Origin of the sequence: Rhodanobacter soli, assembly GCF_040548735.1 — a bacterium.
Taxonomy (GTDB): domain Bacteria; phylum Pseudomonadota; class Gammaproteobacteria; order Xanthomonadales; family Rhodanobacteraceae; genus Rhodanobacter; species Rhodanobacter soli_A.
Map to the genome: position 1 here is coordinate 1389761 of NZ_JBEPSD010000001.1, position 14533 is coordinate 1404293.

The window sequence follows — 14533 nt, forward strand, 5'->3', positions numbered from 1 at the left end:
CAGTGCGCCGGGCTTGTGGCAGACTCCACGGCTGATATGGCCACGACTGTCACGATGCCACGCAGCAGCAACTATACCGGCGTTGCCGGCCATTCCGATGCGCCGTCCGTTCAGCCCGTTCAGGCAGCCGTGCTGCTGGTCAACCTGGGTACGCCAACCGCTCCCACCGCCGGCGCCGTGCGGCCGTATCTGGCTGAATTCCTGGGCGATCCACGGGTGATCGACTACCCGCGCTGGCTGTGGTGGCCGATCCTGCACGGGGTAATCCTGCGCGTGCGGCCGCGGCGCTCGGCGCATGCCTACGCGCGGATCTGGAACGAACGCGGCTCGCCGCTGCGCTACGGCAGCGAGGCCCTGGCGGCCGGCCTGCAGGACGCACTGGACCGGCAGCAACCCGGCACGCTGCGGGTGGCGCTGGCGATGCGCTACGGCGAACCGTCGGTGGCGCATGCGATCGGGCAGCTGCAGCGCGAAGGCGTGCGCCGGCTGCTGGTGCTGCCGCTGTATCCGCAGTATTCGGCGACCTCCACCGGCTCGGTGATCGACGCGGTCGCCGACGCATTCAAGCACCTGCGCTGGCCGCCGGAGCTGCGCATCGTCAACGACTACCACGACGACCCCGGCCACATCGACGCGCTGGCCACCAGCATCGAGCGCTGGTGGGCGGCGAACGGCCGCGGCGAGAAACTGCTGCTGTCGTTCCACGGCATTCCCGAACGTTACGTGCGGCTGGGCGATCCCTACGCGGAACAATGCCAACGCACCGCGCAACTGCTGCGTGAGCGGCTGCAGCTGGGCGACGACGAATTGATCGTCAGCTTCCAGTCGCGGGTGGGTCGCGAGCGCTGGCTGCAGCCGTACACCGACGCCACCGTGCGCCGACTCGCCGCCGACGGCGTACGCAAGCTCGACGTGGCCTGCCCCGGTTTCGCGGTGGACTGTCTGGAGACGCTGGAGGAGATCGCGATGCAGAACCGCGACTTCTTCACCGCGGCCGGTGGCGAGGCGCTGCGCTACATCCCCGCGTTGAACGACAGCGTCGAACAGGTGGACAGCCTCGCTGCGCTGGTGCGCAGGCATCTGCAGGGCTGGCCGGAATCCGTCGGGTGAGCGCAGCGGCCGAGCAGCGCATCGCCCTGCCGCATCTCGCACTGCACGCGCAGGTGTGGGGCCACGCGACGTTGCCGTCGCTGGTGGCCCTGCACGGCTGGCTCGACAACGCCGGCAGCTTCGCCCGTCTGGCGCCGCTACTGGCCGCACGCTACCGGGTGATCGCGCTGGACCTGCCCGGTCACGGCCATTCCGGCCATCTCGCCGCCGGCGCCAGCTACCACTACGTCGACTACGTGCAGGCCGTGCTGGCCGCCGCCGACGCATTGCAGCTGGATCGCTACACCTTGCTCGGCCACTCGCTGGGTGCGGGCATCGCCGCGCTGGTCGCCGCCGCCTCGCCCGAGCGGATCGAGCGCCTGCTGCTGATCGAGGGCCTCGGCCCGCTCGGCGACGACGGCTCGCACACGCTGCAGCGCTTCCGCGATGCGCTGGCGCCGCGTGGCGACAACGGCAAGCCGCTGCGCATATTCCGCGACGTCGCCCAGGCGGTCGCCGCACGCAGCATGGCCAGCGGGCTGCCCGCCGAGCTGGCGCGGCCGATCGTCGAGCGTGGTCTGGTCGAAACCGATGGCGGCTGGCGCTGGCGCAGCGATCCGCGGCTGACCCGCCCCAGCGCCGTGCGCCTGGCCGAAACGCAGGTGCACGCGTTGCTGCGCGGCATCGCCGCGCCCACCGCCCTGCTGCTGGCGCAACCGACCACCTCATACCTGCCCGGCGCACTCATGCAGGCCCGCGCCGCATGCGTGGCGAACATCACCGTCAGCCATCTCGACGGCGGCCACCACCTGCAGCTGGAACATCCGGCCGACGTCGCCGCGTGGATCGACGCGGCGACGTGACGCATGCGCCTCAGGGTTTCTTCAACCCCAGCACGTCCAGCCCCTGCTCGAAGCGGATGTCGACCGGGATGTGCGCCTGGTCGAGTCGCTTCAGGTCGCCGGCGAGCTGGGCGTCGACGGCGCCCAGCTGGTCGGTGAGCTGTTTCGCGGCTTCGTAGTCGCCGTCGCCCTGGATGGTCAGCAGCTTGGCCGACAGCGCGTTCATCGCCGCGGTCATCTTGTCGAAGTCGACGCGGTAGCGGCCGGTGTTTTCATCGCGGGTGAACGCGCCCTGCTGCTTGAAGAAGTTGAAGCGCACCATGTTCGCCTTGGCGTGCGCGTCGCTGGCGCCGAAGCGCACCGAACGCAGGATGCCGGCGAGGAAGGTGACGTAGTTGTCCATCAGCTTCGACTTGTCCAGCTCGCCCTTCTCCGCCAGCTTGCTGACCATGTACAGGCCGAGGATGTCGGCCTTGCCTTCCTCGAAGCTGGACGCCTGGTCCTTCAGCGCCTTGCGCACGGTGCCCTTGCCGTCCAGCGTGTTCTTGATGCCGAGGCCGTGCGCCACTTCGTGGAACATGGTGTTCTGGAAGAACGCGTCGAAGGTGAGATTGCGCTGCTGGTCCTCGGCGATCAGCTCCTTCGCGATCGGCAGCATGATCTGGTCGAATTTCGCCTGCATCACGTTTTCCAGCTGCAACCGGCGGGTGCCCTTCTTCAGCTGCACCTGTTCGTCGTTGGGCAGGTTGATCGCGATGGTCTTGGCGCCGACGTTGGCGTCGCCGCCGTAATACACCGCGAAGTAGGCGTTGAGGTCGGCATCGGAGCCGGGCTTCTCCGCCTTGTACCGGTCGGCCACCGGCAAGCCGCGCTGCAGTTCGGGCAGGTACTTGGCGAAGCGCGCCAGCTTCTTGCTCCAGGCCTGGTCCTTGATCAGCACGTAGGATTCGTAGCTGGCCTTGTAGCCGTACAACTGGTCCTCGTAGGTCTCGATCGGGCCGATCACGATGTCGACCGGGTTGTTCTTCATGTCCATCCAGGCGAAGTCGCTGGGCTGGTAGTCGTCGCTGAGCAGGGCATCGGCGCGCAGCGTCAGGTATTTCCTGAAACCGGGATCCTTCGCCAGTTTCGCCGCCTGACGCAGCAGGCCGGCGACCTTCTCCAACTCGGCCTTGTACGCCTCGTGGTAAGGCACGGTAATCAGCTGGCCCTGCGCGTCGCGGCGCAGCAAGGTGTACAACGCGGTCTTGTCCTTCAGCGGTGATGCCTCGAACTCGGCCTTGGTCATGTCGGCCGGGTAGAACTGCGCAGCGGCCGGGCGTGCGCCGATGCCGTCGACGAACGGCTTGTCGTTGTCCAGCCGGTTCCACGGACCGTAGTTGATCTCGGCGAATTCGCGCGTAGCCGGGTCGCCGATCTTCTGCAGCAGCGCATCCTTGTCGCCCCATGCCTGCTGCCAGTAGATCGTGTTCATGCTGTCGGCCGCCTCGATCAGCAGCGCGATCATCTTCTTCTGCCTCGCGTCAAACTTCGACAGGTCGGCACTGAGCTTCACCGTGGCGTAGTCGGCCAGGTGCTTCTGCACCGCCGCGCTGGCGCTGGCGTCGGTCGACGCCGCCGGCGCCACGGCCGCGCTGCCGGTCGGCGCCGGAGCAAGTTCCTCCTTCGACACCGGTGCCGTGGCGGGAGCGTCGTGGTTGGAGGAGCAGGCGGCCAGCGCCAGCAGCAGGCATACGGGAAGCAGACGTCGGACCATGGCAATTCCTTGACGAGGGGATTGCCCATGGTATCGCGCCATGCAACACCCCGGCGCCCCGCGCGGCGGGTCGTGTGCAGCGCGGCGCCGGACCGGTGGGCTGTGCGATACCTGACCAGATGCACATGCCGCACCGTCGTCGTTCGGCTATCGTGCCTCTCCCATCGCTTCGCCATGCCCATGGACCCGTCGCCGACTCCCGCCGCACCACGCCACCGTGCCGCGCTGGCCTTCATCTACGTCACCGTGCTGCTGGACATGCTGGCGTTCGGCATCATCATCCCGGTGCTGCCGCACCTGATCGAGCAGCTGGCCGGCGGCGGCATCGCGAAGGCGGCGTGGTGGGTGGGCATCTTCAGCACCGTGTTCGCGATCGTGCAGTTCGTGTTCTCGCCGGTGCAGGGCGCGTTGTCGGACCGCTATGGCCGGCGGCCGGTGATCCTGATCTCCAACCTGGGCCTGGCGGTGGACTTCGTGGTGCTGGCACTGGCGCCCACGCTGTGGCTGCTGTTCGCGGCGCGCATCCTGCTCGGCATGACCGCTGCCAGCTTCAGCACCGCCAATGCCTACATCGCCGACATCATCCCGAAGGAGAAGCGCGCCGCCGCGTTCGGCATCCTCGGCAGCGCGTTCGGCCTCGGCTTCATCATCGGGCCCGGCCTGGGCGGCTTCCTCGGCGGCATCGCGCTGCGGCTGCCGTTCTGGGTGGCCGCCGGCCTGGCGCTGTGCAACTTCCTGTACGGCTGCTTCATCCTGCCCGAGTCGCTGCCGAAGGAGCGCCGCACGACCCGGCTCGAATTGCACAGCGCGCACCCGTTCGGCTCGCTGAAGCTGTTGCGCCGCTACCCGCAGGTGCTCGGCCTGGCGGTGGTGCTGTTCCTGGTCTACCTGGCGCACTACGTGCTGCAGACGGTATTCGTGCTGTACGCGGATTACCGCTACCACTGGGGTCCGCAGGCGGTCGGCTACGTGCTGATGCTGGTCGGCGCCTGCGACGGTTTCGTGCAGGCGGTGCTCACCGGCAAGCTGGCGCCGCGCTTCGGCGAGCGCCGCGTGCTGCTGGCCGGCATGCTGTTCGGCGTCGGCGCCTTCATGGTGATGGGCGTCGCCGATGTCGGTTGGGCGTTCCTGCTCGGCATCCCGCTGCTGGCGCTGTGGGGGCTGGCGATGCCGCCGATCCAGTCGATCATGACGCAGCAGGTCGATCCCTCCGAGCAAGGCCGGCTGCAGGGTGCGATCGGCAGCCTCGGCAGTTTCGCCGGCATCTTCGGGCCGTATCTGTTCGCCCAGGTCTTCGCCCTGTCGATCGCGCCGTCTTCGCCCATCCACTTGCCCGGTGTAGCCTTCGTGCTTTCCGCGGCATTGATGCTGGTCGGCATGCTGATCGCGGCCCGGGTCACCCGCCACCTGCCGGCCACCGCCAGGCCCCAGCCCATCGAGGTCGGCCCCGCCGTGTTCCCCGGCGACCTGCCCCCGCTCGCCACCGCCCATCCATCCGAACCCCCTCACCCACCACAGGAAGATCACCTATGACCATCTCGATGTACCAGGTCGCCGTTCCCGTTTTCGTCCGCGCGCTGGGCAATCTCGCCCAGGTGCTGAAAAAGGGCGAGGAACACGCAAAGTCGAAGAACGTCAGCGACGAAGTGCTGCTGCAGACCCGGCTGATCCCCGACATGCTGCCGCTGATCAAGCAGATCCAGATCGCCTGCGACATGGCCACCCGCGGCACCGCCCGCCTCGCCGGCGTGGAGCCGCAGAGCTTCGAGGACAACGAGACCACGCTGGAGCAGGCCTACAGCCGCATCGAGCGCTCGATCGAGTACATCAAGAGCTTCAAGCCGGAGCAGATCGACGGCAGCGAGACCCGCGCGATCCAGCTGAAGATGCGCAACGGCGAGATGAATTTCGAAGGCCAGGCCTACCTGCTGCACTTCACCCTGCCGAACCTGTTCTTCCACTGCACCACCGCCTACGACATCCTGCGCGAGGCCGGCACCGACATCGGCAAGTCCGACTTCATCGGCAACGCCTGAACCGGCATGGCGGGGTGGCCCGGGGAAGGGTCGCCCCGCCAAATGACCGAACTGTGATGCGTGCCACATTTCACCGCTGACCCATGGCCTGGCTCCTGCTTGCGTGGAGGTGACTCCTCCCAGCCTCTCGAGCAAAAACATCATGGAACAGATCAAATGCATCATCGTCGGTGGCCCGCAACACGGCCTGGTCCTCCGGCGCCTGTGGGACCAGCGCCGCCCGGCTCCATGCGTAACCGCTGTCGACGGCGAACCGTGCATTGCGGCCGCCCGCCGGCACGACAAAGGCATGGGCACGCGCTACCTGCTGCTGCATCCACGTGCCACGGGCGAACAGATCCTGACCATGCTGGCGGCCTGAACTGACCCAGCGGGTCACCTCCGCGAGTGCCGGATGTGCGAGCACTGGCGCGCACCGGAAGGCGACAAACGATCTGGCGGGCTGACGCGCGCCTTGTCCGGCAAGCAGCATCGCGTCGACAATAGCTGGCCGGGCCAATGCCCCTCCACGCCGATCGACCGCCCCGGACCCCCATGCTGCGACTGACCGACCTCAAGCTGCCGCTCGATCACGGCGAGGCCGCACTCACCGCCGCGATCCTCAAGCGGCTGCACATCGAAGCCGCCGCGCTCACCGGCTACAGCATCGCCCGGCGCGGCTACGACGCCCGCAAGCGCGGCGCGATCACGCTGATCTACGCGCTGGACGTCGACACCCCGCGCGAGGCCGAACTGCTGCAGCGCTTCGCCGACGACCCCCATGTGCAACCCACGCCGAACACCGACTACCACTTCGTGGCCAAGGCCCCGTCACGGCCGGAACACCGCCCGCTGGTGGTCGGCTTCGGTCCGTGCGGGCTGTTCGCCGGGTTGATCCTGGCGCAGATGGGATTCCGCCCGATCATCCTCGACCGCGGCAAGGAAGTGCGCGAGCGCACCAAGGACACCTGGGATCTGTGGCGCAAGCGCAACCTGCATCCCGAATCCAACGTGCAGTTCGGCGAGGGCGGCGCCGGCACGTTTTCCGACGGCAAGCTGCACAGCCAGATCCGCGACCCGCTGCATCACGGCCGCAAGGTGCTGACCGAGTTCGTCAAGGCGGGTGCGCCGGAGGAAATCCTCTACGTCAGCAAGCCGCACATCGGCACGTTCCGGCTGGTGACGATGGTGGAGAACATGCGCGCCACGATCGAATCGCTGGGCGGCGAGATCCGCTTCAGCCAGCGCGTCGACGACCTGCTGCTGGAGCCGTGCGCGGATGGCCAGCAGCAGATCCGCGGCGTCACCTTGGCCAGCGGCGAACAGATCCGTGCCGACCACGTGGTGCTCGCGCTCGGCCACAGTGCGCGCGACACCTTCGAGATGCTGCATGCGCGCGGCGTGTATCTGGAGGCCAAACCGTTCTCGATCGGCTTCCGCATCGAGCATCCGCAGTCGGTGATCGACCGCGCCCGCTTCGGCCCGCAGGCCGGCCACCCGGCCCTCGGCGCGGCCGACTACAAGCTGGTGCATCACGGCAAAGACGGCCGCTCGGTGTACAGCTTCTGCATGTGCCCCGGCGGCACCGTGGTCGCCGCCGCCAGCGAGCCCGGTCGCGTGGTGACCAACGGCATGAGCCAGTACTCACGCAACGAGCGCAACGCGAACGCGGCGGTGGTGGTCGGCATCGACCCGTCTGACTTCGCGCCCTACGACTCCACATCTGGTGAAGGCGGCGGCAGCCCGCTCGCCGGCATTGCCCTGCAGCGCGCGCTGGAAAGCCACGCCTATGTGCTCGGCGGTGAAAACTACAGCGCCCCGGCGCAACTGGTCGGCGACTTCCTGGCCGGCCGCGCCTCGCGCGAATTCGGCGACGTGCAACCTTCCTACAAACCCGGCGTCGTGCTGGGCAGCCTCGACAGCGCCCTGCCCGACTACGCGATCGCCGCGATCCGCGAGGCACTGCCCGCGTTCGAGCGGCAGATCAGGGGCTATGCGATGCACGACGCCATCCTTACCGGCGTCGAGACGCGCACCTCCTCGCCGGTGCGCATCAAGCGCGACGACAGCCTGCAAAGCCTCAACACCCGCGGCCTGTACCCTGCCGGCGAAGGCGCCGGCTACGCCGGCGGCATCCTGTCGGCCGCGGTGGACGGCATCAAGATTGCCGAGGCAGTGGCGCTGAGCATCACTGCAAGCTGAGACTGCGCCGATGATTGATTCACCGCGGTGCGGCCATATTTCAATCGGGTCCGCAGCGCGCCCGTGCTGCCCGCTCCTGATGAGGGTATCCCGATGTCCACGCCAGCCACGTCCGCTCCGCTTCGTATCGACTTCGTCTCCGACGTCTCCTGCCCATGGTGCGCGATCGGCCTGGCTTCGCTGCAGCGGGCGCTGGCGAAGCTGGATGGCGAGGTCAGCGCGCAGATCCACTTCCAGCCGTTCGAGCTGAACCCGCAGATGGCACCCGAAGGCGAGGATTCCACCGAGCACGTGGCACGCAAGTACGGCAGTTCGGTCGAGCAGGTCATGGCGAACCGGGAGGCGATCCGCGCGCGTGGCGCGGCGCTCGGTTTCACGTTCAACATGGATCGGCGCAGCCGCGTCTACAACACCTTCGACGCGCATCGGCTGTTGCACTGGGCCGAGCTGGAGGGGCGCCAGCTCGCCCTGAAGCAGGTTCTGTTTCGCGCCTATTTCACCGATGGCGAGGATGTGGGCGCGCACGACACGCTGCAGCGGCTGGCTGCCGAAGCGGGCCTCGATGCCGAACGCGCACGGCAAATTCTCGCCGGCGACGAGTTCGCCAACGAGGTGCGCGCGCAGGAGCAGTTCTTCCAGAGCCGCGGCATCCACTCGGTGCCGGCGACCATCGTCAACGGCCAGCACCTGATTTCCGGCGGGCAGCCGCCGGAAGCGTTCGAGCAGGCGTTGCGGCAGATCGTCGCCAGCGCGTAACCCCGCACTCACGCGTCGACGGCACGCGGCTCCAGCCAGTGTGCGATCGGCGCCGGATGGCCGAGCAGGTAACCCTGGCCCATCTCGCAGCCCATCGCCATCAGCGCGCCGTGCTGGATCGCGGTTTCGATGCCCTCGGCGATCACCTGGATGTTCAGCGCGCGCGCCAGCGCCAGGATCGCCGCCACCACCGTGGTGCTGGAGGTGTTGGCGCCCTTGTCCAGCTCCTGCACGAAGGCGCGGTCGATCTTCAGGATGCGCAGCGGCAGCGAATGCAGGTAGCTGAGCGAGGAGTAGCCGGTACCGAAATCGTCCAGCGCCGCGCCGACGCCGATCGTGCGCAGGCGTTCCAGCGTGGCGCGCACGCGCTCCGGATTGTCCAGCAGCGCACCTTCGGTGACCTCGACCACCAGCCGCGACGGCGGCAGGCCGGTGCGTTCCAGCAGCTGGATCAGGCGCCGGTCGAAGTCCGCATGGCGCAGGTGCAGCGCCGAGACATTCACCGTCATGAAGGTGTCGCCGCCACCGTGCCGCAGCAGCTGCCGGCAGCTGAGTTCGAACATGCGCCAGTCGATCGACTCGATCAGCCCGCTGTCCTCGGCGATCTTCAGGAAATCGCCCGGCCGCAGCACGCCGCGCTGCGGATGGTTCCAGCGGATCAGCGCCTCGTAGCCGAGCACCTGGCCGGTACCGTCGAGCGCGCAGATCGGCTGGAAGTACGGCTCGAACTGATCGTGCAGCAGCGCCTGGCGCAGCTCGCCCTCCAACGCCAGCACGTCGACCACGTTCTTCGCCAGCGTCTCGTCGAACAGCTCGAAGCGCTTGCGCCCCAGTTCCTTGGCCCGGTATAGCGCGATGTCGGCGTCGCGCAGCACCTCGTCGGCCGCCGCGTAGTGATCGTCGCCGATCGCGATGCCCACGCTGGCGGTCACCTGCAGCTCCTTGCCGGCGACCAGCATCGGCGCACCCAGTGCGTCCAGCACGCGCTGCGCCACGGTCGTGGCCGCCTGCGGCAGGTCGTCCTGTTCCAGCAGGATGGCGAACTCGTCGCCGGACAAGCGTGCCACCAGATCGGGATGGCGCACGCAACTGGCCATGCGGGTCGCCACCTCTTTCAGCACGTCGTCACCGGCCAGGTGGCCGAGGCTGTCGTTGATGATCTTGAAGCGGTCCACATCCAGGTACAGCAGTGCGCAGCGCTGCTGCGGCTCGCGCCGCATGGTGGCCAGCACGCGATCGATGCGGTCGCGCAGGTAGCTGCGGTTCGGCAGGCCGGTCAGCGAGTCGTGCATGACCTGGTGGCGCAGCTGGTCCTGCATGCGCTCGCGTTCGATGATTTCCTTGCGCAAGGCCAGGGTGCGCTCTTCCACCCGGTGTTCGAGCTGCTCGTAGGCGCGCTTCAGCGATTCGGCGGAACGGCGCCGGGTCAGGCTGTTGGCGATCTGCGAGGCAACGAAGCTGAGCAGTTCCTGGTCGGCCGGACCGTACACCACCTCGGGCCGGTAGCTCTGCACGGTGACCAGGCCGATCACCTCGTCGGCCACGATCAGCGGCACGCCCAGCCAGCACATCGCCGGCGAGCCCATCCGCCCCGGCGCGATCTCGCCGCGCCGGTCGAGTTCCTCGATGTCGGCATTGTCGACGCGCAACGCCCGCCCCAGGCGCAGCACGTACTCGCTCAGGCCACGGCCCAATGGGCGCTCGGCCGGCGGCGCCAGCACCGCGTCCACCGAGTAGGGAAACGTCAGCCGAAGGCGGTCGTCGGAGAGCAAGGCGATGAAGAAGTTTTCCGCATTCAGCAGCTCGCCGACCACCGCGTGCACGCGTCGATAGAACGCATCCTGGTCGATGTCCGCCGTGGCCAGCTCGGCGATCTGGAACAGCGCGGCCTGCAGGTGCTCGGCGCGCTGCCGTTCCAGTATCTCCAGCTGCAGGCCACGGTTAGCCTCGGCCAGCTGCTGGGTGCGCAGTTGCACGCGGTGCTCCAGGTCTTCCTTGCCCTGCTTGCGCTCCAGTGCGGTGAGAATGTGGCTGCCGACGAACTCCAGAAGCGTCAGGTCCTCGTCGCTGAAACCGACGTCCGGCCGGTAGCTCTGCACCACCAGCGCGCCACACGGCTGGGCGTCGCGCAGCATCGGCACGCCCAGCCAGTCGTAGCTGTCCGGGCCGATCAGCGTCACCGGCCCGGTCACCTGCTTGCGCAGCTCCTCGGCATCGCCCATGCGTGCCTTGCCGTCGCTGATCACATACCAGGTCAGCGAGTGCTCGATCACGCTCAACGGCAGGTCATGGCCAATCTCGAACGGAGGGAGTGATTCGACATCGACGAAATACAGGAAGCGGATCGTGCTCCGCGCCGCGTCGTGCAGCACGATGAAGAAATTTTCGGCGTACATCAGCGTGCTGACGATGGCATGGATGCCGCGCAACATGTCCGGCATGTCGCGCTCGGAGCCGGCGAGGTCGGAGATCGCGAACAGCGCGCGTTGCAGGTTCTCCGAACGCTCCAGCTGCTCGTGCGAGTCCTGCAGTTCGGCCCACTCCAGCGCCCGCCGCAGGTGCTGGCCGGCCAGCTGCAACGGCACCTCCAGTTCCGCGAAGAACCCCCCATCGGCATGCGCGGGCTGCAGTTGCAGCAGCAACACGGCCGGCTCGGGCTTCGCGCACAGCCGGATCGCCACGCGCTGGCGGTCCGGATGCCAATGCGGCCCTTCCCCATGGTTGGCAGCAGCCAGCCATGGTCCGTCAGCTGCCGCGAACGGCGCCGTCGCCACGCCGGGCGCGGCCGCCATACCATCCAGTCCCCACAGCACGCTGGCAGCGACGCAGCCCGGTCTGGCCTGGGCCAGCGCAGCGATCGCCTCGGCCACCTCCTCCGGCGTATGCGCAACGATCAGCCGGGCCAACCAGCTCAGCTGCAACGATCCGTCGTGCGGCATCGGCTCAACAGCATCGGCATGCTTCATCGATGGAGCTCCCCCTGGCGCGGGCCCGCCAACGCCGATGGGCTCCCCTCCAAGGGGTGCGCCACGCGGGCGTCGGGCTTTGCTGAGCCTGCCCCCATGCGGGCGAACGCGCAATACCGATAAACTGCCCGACTGCACCGACCGGCCCGGCGCCGTCGGCCGCCGCCATGCTTCACGCGGCTTCACGCGCCATCCGCAGCACAGGTTTCTGATCCGTCCATGCTCGCCGACACCACCAAAGACGCCATCCGCGCCGCCTATGCACGCCTGAAGGATGGCTTGCCCGGCTTCCGCGCGCGCGCCTCGCAGGGGCGGATGATCGCCGAAGTGGCCAAGGCATTCGGCCAGGCCGGCGGGGTGGCGGTGATCGAGGCGCCCACCGGCACCGGCAAGTCGATGGCCTACCTGATCGCCGGCGTGGAAGTGGCGCGTTTCCAGAAGAAGAAGCTGCTGATCGCCACCGCCACGGTGGCGCTGCAGGAACAGCTGGTACAGCGCGACATCCCGCTGTATCTGCAGCTCAACGGCATCGAGGCGAAGGTGGCGCTGGCCAAGGGCCGCGGCCGCTACCTGTGCCCGCGCAACCTGATGATGGCGGCGAACAGCATCAACGACACCGCGCAGATGGGATTGGCCGGCTTCGACGCGGATCTGGTGCTGTGGACGAAGCCGCCGCAGGCGCGCGACAAGCAGGCACTGGCGAAACTGCGCAACGCGTTCGACCGCAACGAGTGGGATGGCGACATGGACAGCGCGCCGGAGCCGGTCAGCGACCTGCTGCGGCCGATGATCACCACCAGCGCCGGCGGCTGCACCAACCGCAAGTGCGGCCAGTTCATGATCTGCCCCTTCTTCGCTGCGCGCCGCGCGGTGGATGACGCCGAGATCATCGTGGCGAACCAGGACCTGGTGCTGGCCGACCTCACCATGCCGGGCGAGGACGAAGGCGGCGGTGTCCAGGCATGGGGTGGAGTGATCCTGCCGCGGCCGGACGAAACGCTGTACATCTTCGACGAAGGCCATCACGTGCCGGGCAAGGCGATCGACCGCGGCGCAGCCGAGGTTTACATGACCGCCACCGTGCGCCAGCTCAGCCGGCTCGGCCGGCAGGTGCACGCGGCCTACTCGCTCACCGACAAGGAAACCCTGGGCAAGCTCACGCTGGATGCCGGCGACGCGAAGCTGCAGGAACTCAGCGATGCGCTGGAGGAACTGGAAAAGGAAATCCGCCTCGGCTGGCTGCCCGATCCGGCCGAGACCGAACCGATGTACCGCGGCTCGCTGGGCCAACTGCCCGAATCGTGGATGGAACACGCGCGCGGGCTCAGCCTGTGCACCGGCGAGGTGCAGCGCTGGCTCGGTGCGGTGCGCCGCGCCGTGGTCGAGATGACCGACGGCGGCCCGACCCAGGAAGCGCTGTCGCGCGAGCTGGGCATCGCGCTGGAACGCATCGGCAAGCAGGCCAGTTGCTGGCGCGCGTGGTCCAGCGACGATCCGGACGACGCGCCGCCGCTGGCGCGCTGGGTCACGCTGGGTGCCGACCAGCAGCTGGTCTGCCATGCCTCGGCGGTCTCTGCCGCCGGGCTGCTGCGCAGCGTGCTGTGGGGCAACGCCAGCGGCGTGCTGATGACCTCGGCCACGCTGAGCGCGGGCGGCAACTTCCGTGGCTTCGCCGACGCCGTGGGCCTGCCCGACGATGCGGTGACCCTGAGCCTGCCCTCGCCGTTCGACCTTGCTTCACAAGCACGACTCGAAGTGCCGGCGATGCGCACGCTACCGGATGCGCGCGAAGCGCACGCCGAGGAAATCAGCGAATGGCTGGCCGAGAACCTCGACTGGGACGCCGGCAACCTGGTGCTGTTCACCTCGCGCGTGAAGCTCGACCGCGTGTTGCAGAAGCTGCCGATTGCGCAGGTGCGCAAGGTGCGCGCGCAGGGTTCGCTGGGCAAGTCGCAGCTGGTCGCCGAACACTGCGCCGATATCGAGGCCGGCAAGGGCAGCACGCTGTTCGGGCTGGCCTCGTTCGGCGAGGGCCTGGACCTGCCCGGCAAGCTGTGCGAGACGGTGGTGATCACCCAGCTGCCGTTCGCGGTACCCACCGACCCGGTCGGAGCCACCTACGCCGAGTGGCTGGAATCGCGCGGGCGCAACCCGTTCATCGAAGTCAGCATCCCCGAGGCCACGCGCCTGCTCACCCAGTACTGCGGCCGCCTGATCCGCAACGAGACCGACCGCGGCCGCATCGTGCTGCTGGACCGCCGCGTGGTCACCAAGCGCTACGGCAGCGGCATGCTGAAGGCGCTGCCGCCGTTCCAGCGCATCATCGAGAGGACCGCATGATCATCCGCCTGGCCGATTGTCCCTCGCAACCATGGAAAAACGGCTTGGGCCGCACCCGCGAAATAGCCGTCCAGCCGTCCGTCGACGGCGGCGACGGTTTCCTGTGGCGAGTGAGCGTGGCCGAAGTCGACAGCGCCGCGCCGTTCTCCGCGTTCCCCGGCATCGACCGGCAGATCGTGCTGCTCGACGGTGCCGGCTTCACGATGAAGCTGGACGACGGTCGTGTGCACGCGCTGACCACGCCGTTCGTGCCGTTCGCGTTTGCCGGCGAGGCGAAGGTGGACGTGGCGCTCGCCGGCGGCCCTACCCGCGATTTCAACCTGATGGTGCGGCGCGCGCAGGCGCGCGGCGAGGTGTTGCCGTGGCACGAACCGGCAACGCGCAGGCCCGACCCGGCGACGGTGCTGGTCTTCTGTGCCCGCGGCTCGATCGACACCGCCGGCGGTCGCCTGCACGTCGGCGACGCATGGCGACCGCCGCCGCGCGCGGTCGATCCGCTCACGCTGTGCGACGGTGCGCTGGCGCTGGTCGTCCGGGTCAAGCCTCGCGCCAGCTGATCGGCCGCTG

Annotated in this window: 11 protein-coding genes; 9 read left to right on the forward strand and 2 right to left on the reverse strand. The window is 68.3% G+C overall.

What is annotated here, in order from left to right; genetic code table 11:
- Window positions 1-54 precede the first annotated feature (54 nt).
- Window positions 55-1110, forward strand: a complete 1056-nt coding sequence (gene hemH, locus ABIE04_RS06485) for a ferrochelatase (protein ID WP_354547735.1) — start codon at window positions 55-57, stop codon at window positions 1108-1110.
- Window positions 1107-1952, forward strand: a complete 846-nt coding sequence (locus ABIE04_RS06490; protein ID WP_354547736.1) for an alpha/beta fold hydrolase — start codon at window positions 1107-1109, stop codon at window positions 1950-1952. The genes hemH and ABIE04_RS06490 overlap by 4 nt, the downstream gene beginning before the upstream one ends.
- Window positions 1953-1962: 10 nt before the next feature.
- Here the strand turns inward: ABIE04_RS06490 and ABIE04_RS06495 are convergent, their stop codons facing one another.
- On the reverse strand, window positions 1963-3687 hold the full coding sequence (locus tag ABIE04_RS06495) for a dipeptidyl-peptidase 3 family protein (protein WP_354547737.1): 1725 nt from the start codon (window positions 3685-3687) through the stop codon (window positions 1963-1965).
- Window positions 3688-3867: 180 nt separating this feature from the next.
- On the opposite strand from ABIE04_RS06495, the gene ABIE04_RS06500 reads away from it, so the two are divergent.
- The 5 genes from ABIE04_RS06500 (at window position 3868) to ABIE04_RS06520 (ending at window position 8660) form a co-directional block, all read left to right on the forward strand.
- The gene (locus tag ABIE04_RS06500; RefSeq protein ID WP_354549800.1) at window positions 3868-5220 is read left to right on the forward strand and encodes a TCR/Tet family MFS transporter; all 1353 of its coding nucleotides are present in this window, start codon (window positions 3868-3870) and stop codon (window positions 5218-5220) included.
- The gene (locus ABIE04_RS06505; RefSeq protein ID WP_354547738.1) at window positions 5217-5723 is read left to right on the forward strand and encodes a DUF1993 domain-containing protein; all 507 of its coding nucleotides are present in this window, start codon (window positions 5217-5219) and stop codon (window positions 5721-5723) included. Before ABIE04_RS06500 ends, ABIE04_RS06505 begins: the two co-directional genes overlap by 4 nt.
- 142 nt (window positions 5724-5865) lie before the next feature.
- On the forward strand, window positions 5866-6084 hold the full coding sequence (locus ABIE04_RS06510) for a hypothetical protein (protein ID WP_354547739.1): 219 nt from the start codon (window positions 5866-5868) through the stop codon (window positions 6082-6084).
- Window positions 6085-6257: 173 nt separating this feature from the next.
- Window positions 6258-7904 carry an NAD(P)/FAD-dependent oxidoreductase gene (locus ABIE04_RS06515; RefSeq protein ID WP_354547740.1) on the forward strand — a complete coding sequence of 549 codons (1647 nt, stop codon included), beginning with the start codon at window positions 6258-6260 and terminating at the stop codon, window positions 7902-7904.
- Window positions 7905-7997: 93 nt separating this feature from the next.
- The gene (locus tag ABIE04_RS06520) at window positions 7998-8660 is read left to right on the forward strand and encodes a DsbA family oxidoreductase (protein ID WP_354547741.1); all 663 of its coding nucleotides are present in this window, start codon (window positions 7998-8000) and stop codon (window positions 8658-8660) included.
- A gap of 8 nt (window positions 8661-8668) precedes the next feature.
- Here the strand turns inward: ABIE04_RS06520 and ABIE04_RS06525 are convergent, their stop codons facing one another.
- Window positions 8669-11626, reverse strand: a complete 2958-nt coding sequence (locus ABIE04_RS06525; RefSeq protein WP_354547742.1) for an EAL domain-containing protein — start codon at window positions 11624-11626, stop codon at window positions 8669-8671.
- 219 nt (window positions 11627-11845) lie between these two features.
- Between ABIE04_RS06525 and dinG the strand changes: the two genes are divergently transcribed.
- The gene (dinG, locus tag ABIE04_RS06530; protein WP_354547743.1) at window positions 11846-13966 is read left to right on the forward strand and encodes an ATP-dependent DNA helicase DinG; all 2121 of its coding nucleotides are present in this window, start codon (window positions 11846-11848) and stop codon (window positions 13964-13966) included.
- Window positions 13963-14523: a HutD/Ves family protein gene (locus ABIE04_RS06535; protein ID WP_354547744.1), complete on the forward strand. Its 561-nt coding sequence runs from the start codon at window positions 13963-13965 to the stop codon at window positions 14521-14523. The genes dinG and ABIE04_RS06535 overlap by 4 nt, the downstream gene beginning before the upstream one ends.
- Window positions 14524-14533 lie beyond the last annotated feature (10 nt).

Excerpts from the sequence above, each read along its gene's own strand:
- hemH (WP_354547735.1), top strand. The coding sequence starts at position 55 with ATGCCACGCAGCAGCAACTATACCGGCGTTGCCGGCCATTCCGATGCG.
- ABIE04_RS06495 (WP_354547737.1), bottom strand. The coding sequence starts at position 3,687 with ATGGTCCGACGTCTGCTTCCCGTATGCCTGCTGCTGGCGCTGGCCGCC.
- ABIE04_RS06500 (WP_354549800.1), top strand. The coding sequence starts at position 3,868 with ATGGACCCGTCGCCGACTCCCGCCGCACCACGCCACCGTGCCGCGCTG.
- ABIE04_RS06505 (WP_354547738.1), top strand. The coding sequence starts at position 5,217 with ATGACCATCTCGATGTACCAGGTCGCCGTTCCCGTTTTCGTCCGCGCG.
- ABIE04_RS06510 (WP_354547739.1), top strand. The coding sequence starts at position 5,866 with ATGGAACAGATCAAATGCATCATCGTCGGTGGCCCGCAACACGGCCTG.
- ABIE04_RS06515 (WP_354547740.1), top strand. The coding sequence starts at position 6,258 with ATGCTGCGACTGACCGACCTCAAGCTGCCGCTCGATCACGGCGAGGCC.
- ABIE04_RS06520 (WP_354547741.1), top strand. The coding sequence starts at position 7,998 with ATGTCCACGCCAGCCACGTCCGCTCCGCTTCGTATCGACTTCGTCTCC.
- ABIE04_RS06525 (WP_354547742.1), bottom strand. The coding sequence starts at position 11,626 with ATGAAGCATGCCGATGCTGTTGAGCCGATGCCGCACGACGGATCGTTG.
- dinG (WP_354547743.1), top strand. The coding sequence starts at position 11,846 with ATGCTCGCCGACACCACCAAAGACGCCATCCGCGCCGCCTATGCACGC.
- ABIE04_RS06535 (WP_354547744.1), top strand. The coding sequence starts at position 13,963 with ATGATCATCCGCCTGGCCGATTGTCCCTCGCAACCATGGAAAAACGGC.